The following is an 18,664-nucleotide window of genomic DNA, read 5'->3' as shown; positions in this document are numbered from 1 at the left end:
CGATCAAGCTGGAGGCACCAGTACGCCAAGCACGGTTTCGCGACTAGCCCCTGTGACGGCAGGCACGTTGCCGGGGTGGTTCTGCTGGTGCCACCAGGCCAGCAGCGCGAAGACCAGGGCCTCTCTCGCCTCTGCCGGTACCCCGAGAGTGCTGCTCTCATCCACCTGGGCACCACGGCAGCGCCGGCGCAACTCGTTGATCAACACCGGGTTTTGGCTTCCACCTCCAGCGGTGATCAGTTCGATCGGTGCGATGCCGCGTGTCTGGCGCAGATGCTCCAGATCCTGGGCGACGATGGCTGCGGAGAAGGCCGTCAGGGTCGCGATGGTGTCGGCCGCTGAGGCTCCATCGAGCTGATCCAGCCGTCGGTTGAGGTCCTCCCGCCCGAAGCACTCCCGTCCGGTGGATTTCGGCGGTGCCATCTGGAAATAATCCTCCTGGAGCCAGCGCTGGATCCGGGCCTCATCCGCTTGGCCCTGCGCTGCCATCGCTCCTCCCTTGTCGAAGCTTTGGGCCCCAGCGGTGAAGTGGCGCATGCCGAGGTCGATCAGGCTGTTCGCTGGTCCGCAGTCCCATCCCAAGACCGAGGCATGGCGGTCCGCGCCATTGCATGGGGGGATCAGGGTGAGGTTGGCAATTCCGCCCAGGTTCAGCAGCGCCCGCCAGCCCTCGGTGCTCCCCAAAAGCGCCGCATCCGGCCGAGGAACGAGGGGTGCTCCTTGCCCACCGAGGGCCAGATCAGCGGCGCGGAAGTCATGGATCACAGGCCGCTGGAGCAGATGGGCCAGGAGCGGCGCCTGCAGCATCTGCCAGCTCGAACCCCGCCTCCCCTGGGCCGGCGGACGATGCCAGACGGTCTGACCATGGCAGCCGATCACTTCGGCTTTCCCTTCGGGATCGCATGCCATGACTGCGTTTGCCTGCGCTTCTGTGATCGTTTCCGCCAGCTCCAGCCAGAGGGATGCGGGCATTGCTGCTCCCTGGCCGGCGGCCACCACCTGCTGCTGCAGCTGGGGCGGGTAGGGCTGATGGTGGTGGCGAATCAAGGACCACTGCGGACGTTGGGCAGGGCCGTCGAAGCGCGCCAGCACGGCATCGACACCATCGGCACTGGTCCCGCTCATCAGCCCGAGGCAGTGCATTGGCTCAGATTTTTGGCAGGCGTTGCAGGTCGTCCACCAGCCCCATGACCACCAGAAGGTGACCCTCCTCGAGCACATGGGATGCCGGTGGGTTCACCATCAAGCTGCTTTGCGGCCCGGCCGCCAGCACATTGACCCGGAAGTTCTTGCGCAGATTCAGATCTCGGAGCGACCGCCCCACAAACGGTTCTGGAACCTTGATCTCCTCGATGCAGTGCTGTTCATCCAGGGCCAAGCGCTCCATCAAGTTGGGGCGAACCAGTTCAAGACCCAGGCGTTCTCCCTGCATCCGCGAGGGGAAGATCACCCGGTCTGCCCCAACCCGTTTCAGCATTTTTTCGTGGAGGTCGCTCGTCGCCCTGGCGATCACCTGGCGCACCCGGCTTCCCTCACTGTCTTTGGCGATCAACGTCGCGGTGATGCTGGCTTCGATCGGTTCACTGATCGCCACCACCACAGTGCCCATCTCAAGCACGCCAGCTTCCCGCAGAGCTTCTTCGTCGGTGCAGTCGACAACGCGGGCTTCCACGCTGGGCTCCACCTGACGCAGTTCATCGACCGCCCGTTCCGAGCGGTCCACGGCCAGAACGTCGGCTCCGTTCTGGAGCAGTTCGCGGCAAACGGCGATGCCGAAACGGCCGACGCCGATGATCGCGAAGCCGAGGCGATCGCTGCCCTGGATCGGGCTCCACTGCCACCACTCCTTCATCGCTCTATCCCCCGCTGATAGTCCTCAGACATACAGATCCTCGCTGGGATAACCGATTCGATTCTGGCGATTCATCTGAATTTGTTCCTGGGTCATCGCTTCCCAGATCGCACTCAATAGAAGCAGGATTCCCAGTCGTCCTACAAACATTCCCACCATCAGAACAGCCTGGCCGAAACGGGGAAGTTCAACTGTGACCCCGAGATCCAGCCCCACCGTGGCAAAGGCGGAGACGCAGGTGAACAGCATTTCCATAAACGTGAACGAATCCTTGCCGTTCAAATTGCTGGCGATGCTGATCAGCAGAGCCATGGTCATCACGAACAGCAGTGAGCCCACCGTGATGCCCACGGCCCGCAACACCACCTTGTCGCTGATGGTTCGGTTGCGGATCACCACGGCCTCACGGCCTCGCAGGGTGGATCGCGTGGCCGCCATCAAGGCAGCCACGGTGGTGGTCTTGATTCCTCCACCGGTGCCGCCGGGACTGGCCCCAATGAACATCAGCACCATCAGCAATAGCAGGCTGGATTCGGTGACGTTCTCGAGTGAGAGCGGAACGGTGGTGAAGCCGGCCGTGCGAGCCGTGACGGATTCAAATAGAGCCGTCAGCCAACGCTCAGGCAAGGGCATGCCCGTGAAGATTTCGCCCTGGTTCAACCATTCCGTAAGGGCTAAACCGCCTGCCCCGAAGGCGATGAGCAGCATGGTGGTGCGGAGCACAAGGCGGGAGTGCAGGCTCAGTCGACGTCGTCCTCGCCGTCTTCGCAGGAGCTGTGTGCTCATATCGCTGGTCACCCGCCAACCCAGGCCACCGGTCACGATCAGCAGCATCACGACGGCATTCACCACACCATTGCTCCGGTAGCGCTCGAGGCTGTCGGACCAGAGCCCAAACCCGGCGTTGTTGTAGGCCGAAATGCTGTGGAACACGGCGGCCCAGAGACGTTCGCTGTTGTTGGGAATGTCATCGAAGCCGAAGTGGTACAGGATCACCGCGCCCATCAGGATCACCAGCGTCGCCGTCAGGGCAATGCCACGAAAGGTGCGTCCCACGCCTCCTACGCCGAATTCGTCGAGGGCCTGGCCCCGGTCCAGGCGACGACGCAATGCTGTTCCCTGCACCACAAATCCCTGCAGAAATGTGGTGATGGCCATCAGGCCAAGGCCCCCGGCCAGAATCATCAAGGCCAGTACCGCCTGGCCGAAGGTCGTTAGGTCCGTGCCGATGTCGATGATCGAGAGCCCCGTCACGGTGATGGCGGACGTGGCTGTGAACAGAGCTTCCCAAAGCCCCACGCTGCTCGAGGAGCACAGCGGCGTAGACAGCAGCAGCGTGCCGATCAACACCACCAGCAAACCGGTCACCACGGTGAACTGGGGAACCGTGAGCCGACGATGCCAGCCCTGGCTGCGTTCGATGGCTCTTCCGATCGGCACAGGCGCGTGCGAGATCTGACCAGTGTTGTTCAGGATCCGCCGTAATGCCAGAGGATCAAGGCCGGCACCAGAATGGTCATGATCACGGTTAGGCCAAGTCCATACCGTGTGACATCCAGAAAGCGATAACGGCCTGGACCGAACACCATCAAATTGGTCTGATAGCCAACAGGGGTAAGAAAGGACTGACTGGCTCCAAACAGCACCGTGATCAGCAGTGCCGTGGGAGAGAGCTGAAGGGAAGGAGCCAGTTGCACCGCCACAGGCGCCAATAGGGCCACCGAGGCGGCATTGCTCATCACCTGGGTTAACAGCGTTGTGCCGATGAAGATCACCATCAGTGCGGAATAGCTCGGCCAGCCCGCCAGCCCCTGCTGGAGCACCAGGGCTAGGGCATCGGCCAGACCCGTGCTTTGCATGGCAACGCTGAAACTGGTGAGGGATCCCAGCAGCAGAATCACGTCCAGCCGGATCGAGCGCTGCAGTTCTCCAAGGCGCAGGCAGCCGGTGGCGACCACGCTCACCATGGCCAACAGCACAGCGGCCACCAGGGGGATCGGGGTCAGACTTGGTAGCAGGAGCATCGCTAGGGCGATGCTGACCGCCACGGGCTTGCGTCGCACAGTGGGGAGGTCATCTTCCAGTCGATCCAGGACCAACAGGTCATTGCTCGCCTGCAGGCCCCGGATGGAGTCGATCGGTGCCTGCAGCAGCAGCACATCGCCTTCCCGCAGGATGACTTGCCCCAGGCGTTCTTGAACGGTCTCCTGGCCGCGGCGCAGGGCGAGAACAGTGGCGTTGTGGCGCTGCCGGAACCGTAGTTCCCGCAAACTGGCACCGGCCAGGGTGGAGCCAGCAGGCAACAAAACCTCCACGGTTTTTTGTCCACTGGCCTCTTCGGTGTTCTGGCTGAAACCAGCGTTCTGCCCCTGGGTTGTGAGCTGAACCGTGTGATCCTGCTGGAGCCGCAGCAGATCAAGGCGGGTGACCCTTAAGAGCAGATGATCGCCGGCCTCAAGACGACGGTCCGCCAGGGGTGGCAGGAGTCGCTCTCCACCGCGCTGTAGTTCCAGCACGTCAACGTCGAAACGACGTTGCAATCGACTGTTCAGCAGAGAGCTGCCCACCAGCTCCGACTCGGGTGGGATGCGCACTTCCGTGCAGTAGCTGCTGGTCTTGGGGCTGCCACCGAGGTCATCCGTGCTGGCACCTCGGTCCGGCAGCAGCACCCTTGGAGCCAACACCAGATAAATGGCCCCTGCCAGCCAGACCGGAAGGCTGATCAGGGTGAAGCTGAACAGATCAAGGGAGCCGTAGCCCAGTTGCTGGCTGATGTCGCTCACCAGCAGATTCACAGAGCTGCCCAGCAGGGTCAGGGTGCCCCCCAGAACCGTGGAAAACGACAACGGCAGCAGCACCCGGGATGGGGAAATACCGCGCCGCTGGCACCAGCCCTCGACCACGGGAAGCAGGGATGCCACCACTGGAGTATTGGGAACCACTCCCGAAACCGGGGCGATGACGAAGGCCATCAGGGCGATCAGACGGCGCGAGGAACGGATCCGTTCTGAGGCGATCAGGGCCCGTAGTCGGTCCAGCGCACCGCTTTTGAAGAGTGCTGCGGAGACCGGAAACAGTCCCAACAAGGTGATCAGTGCAGGACTGCCGAACCCCGCCAAGGCCTCCTGTGGGTTGAGCACCCCAGTCGCGATCAACAAGCTCAGGCTCAGCAATCCTGTGAGCTCCGGTGCAATCACCCCGGTGATGAACAACACCACTGCCAGGCCCAGCACGGCCAGCGTGATCAACGCCTGAGGGTTCTGAAGAGCGTTGCTCAGCTCTGCCATGGCGGCGAGTCGCCGGTCGTCAATTGCGGGGATTCTGCCCTGGGATCAAAAAATTGCTCGCGCATCCACTGCTGCAGGCCTTGCAGCCCATCCCCCCGCACGGCAGAGAGGAACAGTGCATCGGGCTCCCGCTGATGGATTGCTTCGATTGCGGTTGCCTCGCAACGGTCGATCTGATTGGCGATCACCCTGCGCAGGGCGGTGCTGCCGAGGTCATCGAGCAAGCGATGCACGGTGTCCAGGTGGCCTTGCCAGTCGGGGTCAGCCAGGTCCAGCACCAGCAGCAGCACATCCGCGTCCAGTGCCTCCTCCAGCGTTGCGCGGAAGGCTTCCACCAGTGGGGCTGGGAGATCGCGAATGAAGCCAACTGTGTCGGTGAGCAGCAGCCGTTGGGGGCGCGCCCCAGGGCAGGGGAGGTCGAGTTTTCGCGTGGTGGGGTCGAGCGTGGCGAACAACTTGTTCTCCGCCAGCACGCGATCGCTCGCCCGTTTGCCACACAAGGCATTGAGCAGGCTGGATTTACCGGCGTTGGTGTAACCGACCAGGGCCACCCGCGGCAGACCACGCCGCTGATCCCGCAGTCGGCTGCGGTGGGATTGGAGCTGGCGCTGATCCCGCAGCAGCCGTTCGATGCGTCGGCTGATGGCCCGACGGTCTTTCTCCAGTTGTGTTTCCCCTGGGCCGCGCGTGCCGATGCCGCCGCCCTGACGCGACAGGCTGCTGCCCCGTCCCAACAGGCGTGGCAGCCGGTATCGCAGTTGGGCTAGTTCCACCTGGAGGCGCCCTGCAGCACTGCCGGCCCGCTGAGCAAAGATGTCGAGGATCAGTTCACTGCGGTCAGAGACCGGGCAGCTCAGCAGTCGTTCCAGATTGCGGGCCTGCACTGGGGTCAGCTCCCGGTCTGTGATCACCAGTGAGGCCTGGCAACGACGGATCTCGAGGGCGGCTTCCTGAAGTTTTCCGGAACCCCAGACCGTCTGGGGATTGGCTTGGCCCCGACGCTGGCTGGTCAGAGCCACGGGCTGGGCTCCGGCACTGCGCACCAGCCCCTCCAGTTCAGCTAAATCACGCTGGTCGCGCTGCCCATCCCCGCTGGTGAGCGTGAGCAGGAGCACCCGCTCCTCTCCAGTGGCGGCTTGGATGGTTGAGGCTTGGGGTTCGTCTGGTGTGAGGGAGCAAAGGTCCCGCAGGTCGCCCTGTTCGAACTCTCTCCACCCATCGGGCTGCAGTGGATCAGGGATTAATAGTTCTGCCGGGCGGCCGCCATCGGCCGCGGGGCACGGTGCAAAGCGCAGCCAGTGCCTCGGGGCGATGTCGAGAGCGACAACAGCGTCGCGGGGATCCTGGTGCAGCCCTTTGCGGGCGAAGGGGCAGCTGATCAGCCGCCATCCTCCGCTGCTCCGCCGCGGTGTTGCTGGCAGGTGCTGCAGCGGTGAATCGCTGCCGGTGAGCGGGCCCATCCAGAGCAGGCGGCAGAGCCCACGGCCGTCGAGCACCAGATGCAGGGGCATCTCGAGATCCAGAACCAGATCCGCCAGTCGTTCGAGGCTCAGCAGATCGGCCCCGCAGCCTTCCGGATGACGACGATGACTCAGGCGCTCCAGCTGACGTTGCTGGCTGGGGCGCAGACCGCGGCAGCGCCCTCCCAGGTGGGATTGCTTCAACGGCTCAGCAACCAGGCGCCGGCGGAGCGCAGTCCCAGGGACAATCCCGGAAGACGGGTCAGGTACGTGGCCCGTCGCAACTGAAATGCCAGGGGGCCGGCGAGGGTGAATCCCATGCCAGTCAGTGTGGCGTCGCCGACCCCGAGGCTGAGCATTTCGCCACGATCCTCAAACTGGAAAGGTTGCGGTTCCTCCCCCATCCGCAGGCTTGCGATGGCTGCGGCAGTGGCATCCCCCTGCTGCATGGCCACTTGTGCACTGGCGGGCCATGGACTGTCAGGCCGTGCTGAGAGATCCCCCAGGGCAAACGTGTTGGCGCTTCCCACCAGGCGCAGGTCAGCGTTGACGGCCAGACGTCCTCTCTCCAGCACTGGTGGAGGCGCGATGGCTGGGATGGAGGGGCTACTCCCTGCAGTCCAGATCAATCCCGCATGACGTAGAACCACGCCATCCGCCAGAACGGCACTGCTGGCATGCACTTCGCTCACGCTCGTGTTCAGCTGCACCACGACCCCTTTGCGTTCCAGCGCTGCCTGGGCTTTCTCCCGATTGAACGCCGTGCTGCTGGGCAGGATTTCATCGCCCATTTCCACCAAGCGAATGCTGGCGGCCCCTTCGATCAGATCCGCGAGCTTGCACGCCAGTTCCACTCCGGTGGGTCCAGCTCCAACGATGATCAGCCCTGCGTCTCCATCACGCTGCTTGAGCTGAGTGTTGAGCCATTGCTTCAGCCGGCCTACATCGCTGAGATCACGGAAACCAGAGCTGTGCTCCTGCACGCCGGGGATGCCGAAATCATTGGCTTTCGAGCCTGTCGCCAGCACCAGTTGGGCCCAGCCCAATCGGTCTCCCGAATCGAGTTCGATGGTTTGGCTGGTTTGATCGATGCGAACAACGGTGTTTTGGATCCAGCAGATGCTGTTATTCAGCAGCTGGTCATAACGGGGGGCCACCTCCCAGGTTTGAAGTTCATCGCTGAGTAGTTCGTACAGCAGCGGTTGAAACAGAAACCGATCCCGCGGTTCGATCAGAACGATGGGGCAGCCGGGCTGCCGACGCTGAAGTGCAAGAGCTGTGAAAAGTCCTCCGAATCCACCACCAACGATCACCACGGCATCCGACGTGGACGAGGGTGAACGCATGAAAGAAACCGCTGGTTTGAGAACGATAGGAAGCACAGCCGGTCCCACGACAGGGGAGGATGGCGTGATGACGGAGGCCCCCGACGCAATGGTGCCCATGGCGGTGCAAAACGACTTGCGCGATGGGCGCAAGCTGCTTGAGACCATGGAGCCGCAGGAGCGTCTGGCCTGGGGGCTGGATCAATTCGGCGACCGATTTGCTCTGACGACCAGTTTTGGCATTCAGTCGGCTGTGCTCTTGCACATGCTGAGCACACTTCCCGGAGGTGACGCTGTTCCGGTGATCTGGATTGATACCGGTTATTTGCCACCGGAGACTTACTCCTACGCCCACCAACTCACCGATCAGCTCAAGATCCGTCTGGTGGTTCGTCAGAGCGAGATGTCCCCGGCTCGAATGGAGGCCCTGCATGGTCAGCTCTGGGAGTCTGGCCGTGTCGAAGACCTGGAGACCTATCACCGGATCCGCAAGGTTGAACCTCTGGAGCAAGCGCTTAATGACCTCCATACGCGCTGCTGGGCCAGCGGCGTGCGGCGTGGTCAGACCGATCACCGTCGCTCGATGACGGCCTTGGACCCGATTCGGGAGCGCTGGTCATTGAGACCACTTCTCGAGTGGACCCAGCGTGATGTGTATTACTACATGCAATCAAACAATCTCCCTCAGCATCCATTGTTCGAGCAGGGCTATTCCACAGTGGGGGACTGGCATTCCAGTGGCCCTGATGTGGGAGACCTGAGTGGCCGCGACACCCGCTTTGGGGGGCTAAAGCAAGAGTGTGGAATCCATCTGCCCCAGGACGCTGTTGAAGGGTTGATGGGTGAAGGCATCTGAGTGAAGGCGTTTGAACGTAGTGGCGGCCGCGCTCTGCTGATTGGCAACAGTCGTTGGCATTGGGCCCAGCGGACTGAACAGGGAGTTCGTGTTGATCACGGTGATCCAGACCCTGGTCGAATCGGTACAGATCCTCCGATCTGGGCGGCGGTGGGGCCGGTGCCCGAGCAGCTCAGGGCTCACCAGGACCTGCGCATTCGTCTGGAGGATGTTCCATTGCCGAAGGCACCTCCTTGGTTGGGTGTGGATCGAGCGCTCGGGGCATGGATGGCCTGGCGACGTAGTCAGGAGCAACAGCTCGACTGTTCCAGGGGGCTGCTTTTGGTGGATGCAGGCACCGTGTTGAGCTTCACCAAGGTTGGTGCGGATGGCAGTTTTGGTGGAGGGCAGTTGCTACCGGGCTATCGCCTGCAGCTCAGGGCCATGGCGGAAGGAACTGTTGGCCTTCCAGCAACGCTGGAGCGTCCTCAAGAGGCCTTCCCCCAAGACATCTTTCCCCAAGAAACGGCGGCGGCCATGCAGCGGGGTGTGTTGCAAGGGTTGCTGGCCGCCATCGCACTTGCCCAGCAGCATTCGCAAGGGTTGCTTTGGATCTGCGGTGGTGACGCTGAGCTGATCAAGACGCACTGGGCCCATGCAACGGAATTGCTGCAGATGGAGACCGATCTTCAGCTGCAGGCTCTGTTGGATCTGGCCGCAGGCATCAGCTCACTTCGAGATCGCTGATCAATGTGTCGGCCATGGTGGCCGCTTTGACCTTGAGATAAATCCGTTCGATTTTTCCGGCTTCATCAATCAAATAGGTGTGACGCATCATTCCCATGTATTCGCGCCCCATGAATTTTTTCAGTCCGTAGCTCTCATAGAGGCTGGCTACCGCACAGGGCTCCACATCGGTCAGCAGCGTGAAGGGGAGCTCGTATTTGTTGATGAATTTGCTGTGGGATGTGGCTCCGTCCTTGCTGATGCCCAGAACGGTGATGTTGTTGGCCTTCAGTTGATCCCAGCGATCGCGGAAGTTGCAGGCTTCCTTGGTGCACCCAGGGGTGTCATCTTTCGGATAGAAGTACAAAACAACCTTCTTCCCGCGCAGTGAAGAAAGGCTGACGGGTTCACCGTTCTGATCGGGAAGGCTGAAGTCGGGGGCGGCGTCGCCGATTTGCAGGCTCACAGACTGTGCTTTGGCAGTGGCGGCAGCGTACGGCGTTCAGGACAAGCCCGGTTCCGGACAAGACTGTTTGTGCTGCCTACCTTGCAACCAACCTGCAGTTGTTGGGCCATGGTGTCGCGGACTCGGGTGGACCAAATCGGACGTTCCCTAGCTGCTTTAGGTCTGTTGGCCATGGGAGTCAGTGCGCTCGTCGCACCGCGTCATGGTCTCTCTTTGGATCAAGCCGCTCCACGGCTGTATGAGGCGAATTTGAGCCGGCAGCTGTTGCAGCGCGAAATCACCTTGCATCAACGCAGTGAAGCCGAAACGCTGCTGATGGATTTCACGCGTGCGCAGATGACGCGCCATTACTGGGGTGAATTCGCAGGCTCCCTGCAGGATCTCGGCCTGTCTGCCAGACCGCAGCTTGTGGCAACGGTCGATCGCGATGCCGTTCGGACCCGGCTGTGGATTCAGCCTCATCACGGCACGGAGGCTTACCTCGCCGAAGTTGAGCGCTGGGGCGGTCGCCTTCGGATGCGTCACTGCCGCGGCGACAGGGATGGCGTGCGTCTGGTGCATGAAGACCGCTGCCCGGACGGATGGCAAAGGATTCACTTGAATTGACCCGAGATTTCTGCTTTCTTTTGGCGAGGAGAAGGTACAAATCGACCTGAAATATTGAGTCTCGCGAGTCTGTTCTCGCGAAATTCCTGTTTTTCATGTGGTGCTGGCCTTTTCAGAGGCTTGTTCTTGTTGGCGATTTTTCTTTTGGGAGCTATTTTTTTATTGACGTGCTCTCTTTGTCGTCCGTGTTTTCTCGTCTCGCCGCTGGCCTTCTGGCCGGTGCCTCCCTCGCCGCTCTGGCAGTTCCTGCTGAAGCAGGAACCAAGCGTCCCGTCCGCTGGAACACCGGTGGTGCTGTGTGGACAACCACCTCTTCTGAGTTCAAGACCTTCCTGACCACCGGTGAAGTCACCGATCGTGCTCTGGATGCCGGCATCAACAACTCCGGTTGGACTGCCGAAGAAATCCAGGAAGGTATGACCAAGACCTACGCCGTTGACATCATCGGCGTGTCCCGCTTCCTGTACTCCGACGACGGCGTCAAGTTCCTGAAGGATCAGACCCGTTCCTACTTCCCTTACTGGAAGATGAAGTCCACCTCCGTGGTGGCCCTGCGTTCCGCGATCATCGCCGACTCCATCGACGGTGAAATCTCCTCCGCCAGCATCATGGCTGAGCTGCCCGTGGACTTCCGCCTGGCTGATACCTGCGGCACCTACGACGGCATCCAGAACGTCTGTGCCCCCGACAAGTGCGAAGGCGACGCCCAGTGCACCTCCCTGCTGTCCTGGTACGTCTTCCTGCCCGCTTGCGTGCAGGCCAACTCCGTGCTGCCCGAGCCCGCTGCTCGTCCTGCTTACGTCGCTCCTGCCCGTCCCCTCTGGTGATCAGGCCCTGAGCCCTGTGTCATCGCCCCGGCCTCGGCCGGGGTTTTTTTATGGCTTGATTTGGTTGCCTTTGATCAGTTGATGGCGCATGGGCAGCCGCAGGCCGCCGTCGCCCAGGCCATTCAACGTCCGGCGCAATTCCGCCAGCACCTCGGTTTTGATCTCTCCCATGGCCTGCCGGTAAGGCGACCCCTCGGCCAGCCATCGGTCTGCCAGCTCTTTCCCCCCCGGCAGGGTCAGGGGTTCCAGCCAATCGTCGCAACTGAGCTGCCAGCCCGCGTTTGCCAAGAGCTCTTCAGGGCGCTGTTGGAGCTCGAGCCAGTGTTGTTCCTGGGCCACAACAGGGCCTAAGAGCTCCTCTGCGCCCCCGTTCTGCTGCAGAGCACCGGCGGGACCCAGTTCGGCGCGACTGAGCAGCAGCCGTAAGCCCGTCGTCGGGAGGGAATGCCGGTTGATCGCATCCAGTAGCGCCGTCCAGTTCTGCTTTTGCAGGTCTGCTGCGGCGAGCCGTCCTCCGATCCAGTCGAAGGCTTGGGTCGACGACAGGGTGTCGAGGTTGTCGGTCAGCAGTTGGGGTCGATGCTCCGGTTCGAGCAGATCCAGCTGCGCTTCCAATCGGTTGCGATCCGCTTCGTTGTCGCAAAGCACGGTCACGCCACCTTCCGGGGTGGCCCGCAAGGGATCGATAGCCCAGATCAGCGAACGCATCCCCAACAGCAGCACCCGATCTCTGCGGGTCCAGGGGATGTCTCGCCAGAGTCGCTCGCGCAGCCGCTGCAGGCGTTCCCCCTCCTGGCCGAGTTGACGTTGCACCCAGCGGTCCACACCGGGACGGTCGGGCCCGCTGCTGAGCAGCAAGGGCTGGTCAGCTGCAAGTTCCGCGGCCGCGGCGAGTTGGGCTGCCCGGCGTTCAGCCATCCTTTCTCGCCGTTCCCCCTCCCATCCCAGTTGGCCGGGTTGCCAGAACACCTCCCCCTGCAGTGCAGAGGGGAGGTATTGCTGCTCCACCCAGTGTTCGGCGTAGGCGTGGGGGTAGCGGTAGCCCGCGCCGTCGCCAAAGGCGGCTCCGTCCCGGTTGGCGTCCCGTAAATGCCCTGGCACATCCTGTTGACGGGCGGCGCGTACCGTTTTCAGGGCATCAAAGAAGCCCAGAACGCTGTTGCTTTTTTCGGTACCCGCCAGGTAAAGGGCGGCCTGGGCCAGCGGATACAGCCCTTCTGGAAGTCCCACCCGTTCGAAGGCAGCCGCACAGGCTTCCACCACAACAATGGCCTGCGGGTCGGCCAGGCCGATGTCTTCCCCCGCCGCGATCAGCATCCGGCGGAAAATGAAGCGCGGGTTCTCGCCGGCCTCCACCATGCGCGCCAGCCAGAACATCGCCGCATCGGCATCTGAGCCCCGCAGCGATTTGATGAAGGCGCTGATGGTGTCGTAGTGGGCATCGCCGTGCTTGTCGTAGAGGACCGCCCGCTGCTGGATCGATTCCTCGGCGATGGCCAGATTGATCTGAATCACCCCCTCGCCATCGGGCTCCGAACTTTCCACCGCCAGTTCAAGCGCATTGAGCAGGCTGCGAGCGTCACCACCCGCCACGTCCACGAGGTGGTCGGCGGCATCGCTGCTGATCACAATTGATCGGTCGCCGTAGCCCCGTTCCCCATCAGCAAGGGCGCGTTGCAGCAGCCGCTGTAAATCCTCTGGCTCCAGTGGCAACAGACGGAACAGCCGTGAGCGGCTGACCAGCGCCTTGTTGACTTCGAAATAGGGGTTCTCCGTGGTGGCACCGATCAGGGTGACGGTTCCGTTCTCCACCCACGGCAACAGGGCATCTTGCTGGGCACTGTTGAAGCGGTGCACCTCATCGATGAACAGGATCGTGCGCAATCCATGCCGTTCCAGCCGTAGGCGTGCAGCATCCACCTCGATCCGCAGGTCCTTTACGCCTGCGAGAACGGCATTGAGGCTGCTGAAGTGAGCGCGGGTGTGGTTGGCAATGATCCGCGCCAGGGTGGTTTTGCCGACCCCCGGCGGTCCATGCAGGATCAGGTTGCCAACCCGATCGGCCTTGATGGCGCGACGCAGTAGCCGTCCGTCCGCCAAGATCCCGCTCTGGCCCTCAAATTCCTCCAGCGTGCGAGGGCGCATCCGGTCAGCCAGGGGGGCTAGTCGCCGCCGTTGCTGCTCACCGTGAAAAGCGAAGAGGTCCTGAGCCAACGGACAATCGGCGTTGACCCAGTGTCCCTGACGTTCCCAATCGGCGCTGGAACTGGTCCGAATCGAACGTTTTAGGCGTGCCGGTCCCCAGAGGTGCAAATCCTGTGCGGCCAGGCTCTCAGGAACGCTGCATAATCCGGGAAAGCCTTTTTGCCGTGCGTCATCCGCAGCGACTCCTGCTCACCCTCGCCGCCCTGATCACGGTCAGTTCCTGCAAGAGCGAAGCACCGAAGCCGCCGCCGCCGAAGGTGCAGGCCGTCTCGACCCAGATGGCTGAATTCACCGAGGGTGTCGACACCGTCAGCACGTTGGAAGCCAGCAATCTTGTCGAGCTCGCCGCTCAGTCGGGAGGTCGAATCCTTGAGTTGAAGATTCGCCAGGGTGATGAAGTCGAAGCCGGTGAATTGCTGGTGGTGCTTGATCAAGTCGAGAAAAAGGCCAAAGCCGAAACCGCTAGAGCCAACTACGAGCGCTACAAATATTTGACTGAGACAGGAGCTGCATCACAGAAGGAATTGGATCGTTATCGCACCCAGTACATCTCGGCGCAGGCCGAGCTTGATTACAACAACTTGATTTCCCCTTCTGCTGGCACGGTCGCTGATGTGAACGTGAAGGTTGGCGATGTGATTCAGCAAGGCCAGGTGTTCACCAGCCTGGTGCAAAACAACGAACTCGAAGCACGGGTCGAGGTGCCCGCAGTCTTCTCCTCTCGTCTGGCCCTTGGGCAGCCGGTGCTGCTCAGTGCGCCGGGTAGTTACGACCTGCTTGCAACCGGAGAGGTGGGCTCGATCGACCCCCGGGTCAACAAGCAGACCCAGGGATTGCTGGTGAAGGCGGTCTTCCCCAATGAGGATGGAAAACTGCGGGATGGTCAACGCCTTCGCACCCGGGTTCAGATCAAGGCTGAAGAAGAACTTGCCGTTCCTTTTGCAGCCGTTACCCAGACGTCAGGCCAGAGCTTCGTGTTCCGCCTCGGCACGTTTGAGGAGCTCAAAGAGAACCCCGGTAAGGCTGATATTGAAACCCTGGAGAAGGGAATCAAGGCCGGCAAGCTGCCCGCTGACGCCAAGTTCGCCCTGCAAACACCGGTCACGGTGGGCGAATTGGAGAACCAGCTCTACCCGATCACCAAAGGCCTTGAAGCCAACCAGATGGTGGTCACCACCAATCTGCTCAACCTGAAACACGGCATGCCCGTGCAGGTGCAACCCGCCAAGGCGAACTGAGGTTGAACGATGTCTGCATCCAATAACTTCATTACCAGGCCTGTTCTCAGCACGGTCTGCAGCCTTTTGATTGTGATCGTCGGTTTGATCGCGATTCCGATCCTTCCGATCGAAAACCTTCCAGACATTGCTCCGCCAACGGTGAAGGTGCAGTCCACCTACGTGGGCGCCGATGCGGTTGCTGTTGAGCAGGGGGTGACCTCCGTTCTCGAGCAGCAGATCAACGGGGTGGAGAACATGGACTTCATCACCTCCAACAGCTCGTCGGACGGTGTTAGTTCGATCTCGGTGTCATTTGAAAGCGGCACCGACGGCAACATCAACCAGGTGAATGTTCAGAACCGTGTCTCCCTGGCGGAGCCGCAGTTGCCCGAGGAGGTGCGCAAGTCGGGTGTGACGGTCAACAAGGCCTCCAACTCGATCCTGCTTGTCTACAACTTCGTCAACGAAGACCCCTCCAAGACCGAATACTCGGTGGAGACGATCAGTGGATATCTCGATAAGAACCTCACCGACAACGTCAAGCGGGTGAAGGGCGTCGGCGACGTCACCTATTTCGGCAACAGAAAGATCGCCTTTCGGCTCTGGCTGGATCCGGAGAAACTGACGGCCAATAATCTCTCGGCCACAGATGTGGTCAATCAGCTGCGCAGTCAGAACCGTCTGGTGCCTGCTGGTCAGATTGGCGGTGCCCCTGCGCCTGAAGGCCAGGAGTTCACCTTCACCGTTCAGCTGCAGGGACGTCTGACCAGCACCCAGGAATTTGAGAACATCATTCTGAGAACCACCGATGCCGGTGGTCTGGTGCGGCTCAAGGATGTAGGCCGGGTGGAGCTCGGGGGTGAGACCTACGGCATCGATGCCATGGATCTCAACGGCACGCCTTCGGTGGGTATTGCCATTTACCAGCTCTCTGGCAGTAACGCCATTGAGGTCTCCAACGGCGTCAAGGACGTGCTGGGTGAGTTCGAGAAAACCCTGCCGGTCGGCCTCGGGGTGCAGAAGATCTACGACACCACCGACTTCATCAACCAGTCGATCAAAGGTGTGACCAACTCACTGCGGGATGCGGTGATTCTGGTGGTGCTGATTCTGTTCCTGTTCCTTCAGAACTGGAAGGCCACGCTTGTTCCCGCCATTGCGATTCCAGTGGCGTTGATCGGCACCTTCGCTTTGGTGCTGGCCTTCGGCTTCTCGCTCAACCAGCTCACACTGTTTGGTTTGGTGCTGGCCACCGGCCTCGTGGTTGACGATGCCATCACGGTGGTGGAAGACACCTCGGCCAAGAAGGCTGAGGGCATGACCTCCGTGCAGGCGGCCATGGAAACCATGGATGAGCTGTTCGGGGCTGTGATCGCCACATCTCTGGTGAAGATGGCGGTGTTCCTCCCGGTGCTGTTTTTCCCCGGTGCAACCGGCACGATCTACAAGCAGTTCGCCGCCACGATCCTCTTTTCGATCGGCATCTCCACCTTCAACGCGTTGACGTTCTCGCCGATGCTCTCGGCCCTGCTGCTGTCCCGCGAAACCAAGGAGCTCAGCCGCAATCAGTACACCACGGCCGGTGTTGTCCTTGGTTTCATCTACGGCCTGCTCAGTGCTGGCAATGGAGCCGCCGCCGCCCTGATCCCCACGGTGATCGGTGCCGTGATCGGCTTCATCGCAGGCAAGATCACCGGCCTGCCGCTGCGTCTTCCCTTCACCGCTGGTGGCGCTGCAGTGGGCATGATCACCACGGGGGTGATTGTCACCAATCCGATCCCTGTGGTGTTGTTCACCGCCATCGGTGGCGGTGTCGGCTACTTCATTCCCCTGATCTTCACCAACTTCAATCGCCTCTACGGCGGCTTTGAGAAGCGCTACGCCACGATCCTCGATGGCGTGCTGAAGGCTCGTCCGATTGTGATGGCGGCTCTGGCTGCCGGCATCCTGCTCACCGGTTTTGCCTTCACCCGCATCCCTGGTGGTTTTGTGCCGATTGAAGACCAGGGCTACGCCATCGGTTTCGTGCAGGCTCCTGATGGGGTCTCCAACGCGAAAACCCTCGAGATCAACCGTCAGGTGGCTGAAGTGATGCGCTCGGAAGACGACATCTCATCGGCTGCTTTGTTCAGTGGAGCCAGCCTCGATGGCAACGCCCCCAACAAGGGTCTGTTCTTCATCGGGATGAAGCATTGGGATGAACGCCCCGGTAAGGACCACACCGTGGGTGCTGTGGTGAAGCGTCTCAACGCCAAGTTGTACGGCGCGATTGATGGTGGTCGGGTGTTTGTGGTCGAGCCCCCGTCGATTCCTGGCTACGGCACCGGTGGCGGTTTCGAGTTCCAGCTGCTTGACCAGAGCAGTGGTGTGTATTCGCTGAATGAGTTTTTCGGGTCTGCCCAGCAGATCATTCAGACGGCGAACACCGATCCCGTTCTCAGTCAGGTTCGCACGTTGTTCTCCCCCCAGGCTCCGCAATACAAGATCGATGTTGACCGCGAGCAGATGGCCTCCCTCGGTGTTGACTTCGGTTCAGCCATGTCGGCCTTCAGTGTCAACTTCGGTGGTGCCTACGTGAACGACACCTTCCAGGAAGGCAAGGTGCGGCGGGTTTATGTGCAGGCGGATGAGGTGAGTCGGGCCACCCCACAGCGGCTGTCAGCCATCTACGTCGCCAATGCCAAGGGTGAACAGATCCCACTCTCGGAATTTTTCACCGTGAAGCAAACGGTGGGCCCGAGCGTCATTCCCCACTTCAACCTCTACCGCTCGATCAAGATTGACGGCACCCCCAAGGAGGGCAATAGCTCGGGTCAGGCGATCGGGGCGATGAAGCAGATCTTCAACACGGGTAGTTACCAAGGTCTCGGCTTCGACTGGACCGGTATCTCCCGAGAGGAAGTGAAGGCTGGATCCCTGGCGGTTGTGATCTTCGCCCTGGGCATCCTGGCTGTGTTCCTGGTGCTCTCCGCCCAGTACGAGAGCTACACCGATCCGATCATCATCTTGCTGACGGTGCCCACGGCCCTGTTGGGAGCGCTTGTGTTCCTTGGGGCGGCCGGTCAGGTGCTCAACATCTACGCCCAGGTGGGACTGGTGATGTTGATTGGTCTTGCGGGCGGCAACGCGATTCTCATCGTCGACCTGGCCAACCAGAAGATGGGAGAAGGGGCCTCGGCGCTGGAAGCTGCCACGTTCTCGGCCAAGTCGCGCTTGCGGCCCATTCTGATGACGGCGATTTCCTCCCTCACCGGTTTCTTGCCGTTGATGTTGGCCAGTGGTGCTGGTGCTCAGAGTCAGTCGTCTCTGGGTCTTGTTGTGTTTGGTGGTCTGCTGGTGGCCACCTTCCTTTCCACCTTGGTTGTTCCTGTCTTCTACGTGGTGATGAAGACCCTGCTGGGACAAGCCGATGCCAAGCCGCCTGAGGATGGCCCTACTCCCACCCCGCAACCAAGCTGATGTCTGAGCCGAAGCCTGAGGTGAATCAGCGCAAGCCCTTCAGTGGCATGCGCGTTTTGATTGCTGTGGCTATTGGCGCTGGCCTTGGCTTGGCTGTTGCCTATTTCCTCAAGGTGCTGATCGACAACAGCCCGGCCGAGATCGACGTTGGCCGCTTGCGTCTCTTCTATCTGATGGTGATCACCTCCGGAGGCTTGGGTGGGTTTGCCATCGAGTCGATGCGTCAGCTGCAGGAACAAGCCACCGATCCGGCGTATCGCCACTACAACTCTCACCGTGGTCGTCGTCGCTGAGGAATCAACAAGAGCCATCAAAAAAGCCACCCACTGGGTGGCTTTTTTGATCCTCGGTTGTGGTGAGCCGCTTCAGATGATTGCAAGCTTCATGTGATCACCT

At 61.2% G+C, this 18,664-nt stretch carries 15 protein-coding genes; 7 read left to right on the top strand and 8 right to left on the bottom strand.

Going from position 1 to position 18,664, the window contains the following annotated elements:
- Nucleotides 1-3: 3 nt before the first annotated feature.
- Genes DXY29_RS02430 through DXY29_RS02405 form a run of 6 tightly spaced genes read right to left on the bottom strand, consistent with a single transcriptional unit; the run spans nt 4 to nt 7,945 of the window.
- Nucleotides 4-1,143 (bottom strand): anhydro-N-acetylmuramic acid kinase, encoded by a 1,140-nt coding sequence (locus tag DXY29_RS02430; protein ID WP_115022568.1) that lies wholly within the window; start codon nt 1,141-1,143, stop codon nt 4-6.
- Between the two features lie 4 nt (nt 1,144-1,147).
- Nucleotides 1,148-1,852, bottom strand: coding sequence for a TrkA family potassium uptake protein (locus tag DXY29_RS02425; protein WP_115022567.1), 705 nt, complete (start codon nt 1,850-1,852; stop codon nt 1,148-1,150).
- 24 nt (nt 1,853-1,876) lie between these two features.
- A complete protein-coding gene (locus DXY29_RS02420; protein ID WP_115022565.1) occupies nt 1,877-3,292 on the bottom strand; it encodes a TrkH family potassium uptake protein in 1,416 nt (471 codons plus the stop codon).
- A 29-nt stretch (nt 3,293-3,321) separates the two neighbouring features.
- Nucleotides 3,322-5,139 carry an SLC13 family permease gene (locus DXY29_RS02415; RefSeq protein ID WP_115022564.1) on the bottom strand — a complete coding sequence of 606 codons (1,818 nt, stop codon included), beginning with the start codon at nt 5,137-5,139 and terminating at the stop codon, nt 3,322-3,324.
- Nucleotides 5,127-6,803, bottom strand: coding sequence for a GTPase HflX (gene hflX, locus DXY29_RS02410; RefSeq protein WP_115022562.1), 1,677 nt, complete (start codon nt 6,801-6,803; stop codon nt 5,127-5,129). Before hflX ends, DXY29_RS02415 begins: the two co-directional genes overlap by 13 nt.
- Nucleotides 6,800-7,945, bottom strand: coding sequence for an NAD(P)/FAD-dependent oxidoreductase (locus DXY29_RS02405; RefSeq protein ID WP_115022560.1), 1,146 nt, complete (start codon nt 7,943-7,945; stop codon nt 6,800-6,802). The genes hflX and DXY29_RS02405 overlap by 4 nt, the downstream gene beginning before the upstream one ends.
- 67 nt (nt 7,946-8,012) lie before the next feature.
- Between DXY29_RS02405 and DXY29_RS02400 the strand changes: the two genes are divergently transcribed.
- Together DXY29_RS02400 and DXY29_RS02395 are read left to right on the top strand one after the other, a co-directional pair.
- Nucleotides 8,013-8,780 (top strand): phosphoadenylyl-sulfate reductase, encoded by a 768-nt coding sequence (locus DXY29_RS02400; protein ID WP_115022657.1) that lies wholly within the window; start codon nt 8,013-8,015, stop codon nt 8,778-8,780.
- Nucleotides 8,781-9,506 carry a type III pantothenate kinase gene (locus DXY29_RS02395; protein WP_115022557.1) on the top strand — a complete coding sequence of 242 codons (726 nt, stop codon included), beginning with the start codon at nt 8,781-8,783 and terminating at the stop codon, nt 9,504-9,506.
- Here the strand turns inward: DXY29_RS02395 and bcp are convergent.
- The gene (bcp, locus tag DXY29_RS02390; protein ID WP_115022555.1) at nt 9,484-9,951 is read right to left on the bottom strand and encodes a thioredoxin-dependent thiol peroxidase; all 468 of its coding nucleotides are present in this window, start codon (nt 9,949-9,951) and stop codon (nt 9,484-9,486) included. The genes DXY29_RS02395 and bcp overlap by 23 nt on opposite strands.
- A gap of 108 nt (nt 9,952-10,059) precedes the next feature.
- Here bcp and DXY29_RS02385 point away from each other — a divergent pair, with 108 nt between their 5' ends.
- Nucleotides 10,060-10,557 (top strand): thymidylate synthase, encoded by a 498-nt coding sequence (locus DXY29_RS02385; RefSeq protein WP_244279284.1) that lies wholly within the window; start codon nt 10,060-10,062, stop codon nt 10,555-10,557.
- 185 nt (nt 10,558-10,742) lie between these two features.
- Complete coding sequence (locus tag DXY29_RS02380) at nt 10,743-11,384, top strand: alpha/beta hydrolase (protein ID WP_170952085.1); 642 nt, start codon at nt 10,743-10,745, stop codon at nt 11,382-11,384.
- 48 nt (nt 11,385-11,432) lie between these two features.
- Here DXY29_RS02380 and DXY29_RS02375 read toward each other — a convergent pair whose 3' ends face one another.
- A complete protein-coding gene (locus tag DXY29_RS02375; protein WP_115022653.1) occupies nt 11,433-13,598 on the bottom strand; it encodes an AAA family ATPase in 2,166 nt (721 codons plus the stop codon).
- A gap of 155 nt (nt 13,599-13,753) precedes the next feature.
- Here DXY29_RS02375 and DXY29_RS02370 point away from each other — a divergent pair, with 155 nt between their 5' ends.
- From DXY29_RS02370 to DXY29_RS02360, 3 genes are read left to right on the top strand one after another with little or no spacing between them, the layout of a single operon-like run.
- The gene (locus DXY29_RS02370; protein WP_115022554.1) at nt 13,754-14,827 is read left to right on the top strand and encodes an efflux RND transporter periplasmic adaptor subunit; all 1,074 of its coding nucleotides are present in this window, start codon (nt 13,754-13,756) and stop codon (nt 14,825-14,827) included.
- 9 nt (nt 14,828-14,836) lie between these two features.
- Nucleotides 14,837-18,268 (top strand): efflux RND transporter permease subunit, encoded by a 3,432-nt coding sequence (locus DXY29_RS02365; RefSeq protein WP_115022551.1) that lies wholly within the window; start codon nt 14,837-14,839, stop codon nt 18,266-18,268.
- Nucleotides 18,268-18,561, top strand: a complete 294-nt coding sequence (locus tag DXY29_RS02360) for a hypothetical protein (protein WP_115022550.1) — start codon at nt 18,268-18,270, stop codon at nt 18,559-18,561. The genes DXY29_RS02365 and DXY29_RS02360 overlap by 1 nt, the downstream gene beginning before the upstream one ends.
- The last annotated feature ends 103 nt before the right edge of the window (nt 18,562-18,664 follow it).

Origin of the sequence: Synechococcus sp. UW69 (genome assembly GCF_900474185.1) — a bacterium.
GTDB lineage: Bacteria > Cyanobacteriota > Cyanobacteriia > PCC-6307 > Cyanobiaceae > Parasynechococcus.
This window is presented reverse-complemented; position numbering and strand designations above follow the sequence as displayed.

Excerpts from the sequence above, each read along its gene's own strand:
- DXY29_RS02385 (WP_244279284.1), top strand. The coding sequence starts at position 10,060 with ATGGTGTCGCGGACTCGGGTGGACCAAATCGGACGTTCCCTAGCTGCT.
- DXY29_RS02360 (WP_115022550.1), top strand. The coding sequence starts at position 18,268 with ATGTCTGAGCCGAAGCCTGAGGTGAATCAGCGCAAGCCCTTCAGTGGC.
- DXY29_RS02365 (WP_115022551.1), top strand. The coding sequence starts at position 14,837 with ATGTCTGCATCCAATAACTTCATTACCAGGCCTGTTCTCAGCACGGTC.
- DXY29_RS02430 (WP_115022568.1), bottom strand. The coding sequence starts at position 1,143 with ATGCACTGCCTCGGGCTGATGAGCGGGACCAGTGCCGATGGTGTCGAT.
- DXY29_RS02425 (WP_115022567.1), bottom strand. The coding sequence starts at position 1,852 with ATGAAGGAGTGGTGGCAGTGGAGCCCGATCCAGGGCAGCGATCGCCTC.
- DXY29_RS02415 (WP_115022564.1), bottom strand. The coding sequence starts at position 5,139 with ATGGCAGAGCTGAGCAACGCTCTTCAGAACCCTCAGGCGTTGATCACG.
- DXY29_RS02405 (WP_115022560.1), bottom strand. The coding sequence starts at position 7,945 with ATGCGTTCACCCTCGTCCACGTCGGATGCCGTGGTGATCGTTGGTGGT.
- DXY29_RS02400 (WP_115022657.1), top strand. The coding sequence starts at position 8,013 with ATGACGGAGGCCCCCGACGCAATGGTGCCCATGGCGGTGCAAAACGAC.